At 55.3% G+C, this 320-nt stretch carries 1 rRNA gene; it reads right to left on the reverse strand.

Annotation, left to right across the window (positions count from 1 at the left end):
* A 23S ribosomal RNA gene (locus IIF7_RS20685) occupies positions 1-320 on the reverse strand; the annotation flags it as partial.

Below are 320 nucleotides of genomic sequence, written 5' to 3' on the forward strand. Positions count from 1 at the left end.
ATGCCATTGGCATGACAACCCGAACACCAGTGGTGCGTTCACTCCGGTCCTCTCGTACTAGGAGCAACCCCTCTCAATCTTCCAACGCCCACGGCAGATAGGGACCGAACTGTCTCACGACGTTCTAAACCCAGCTCGCGTACCACTTTAAATGGCGAACAGCCATACCCTTGGGACCTACTTCAGCCCCAGGATGTGATGAGCCGACATCGAGGTGCCAAACACCGCCGTCGATATGAACTCTTGGGCGGTATCAGCCTGTTATCCCCGGAGTACCTTTTATCCGTTGAGCGATGGCCCTTCCATTCAGAACCACCGGA

It is taken from the genome of Zunongwangia atlantica 22II14-10F7 (genome assembly GCF_002094855.1).
Taxonomy (GTDB): Bacteria; Bacteroidota; Bacteroidia; order Flavobacteriales; family Flavobacteriaceae; genus Zunongwangia; species Zunongwangia atlantica.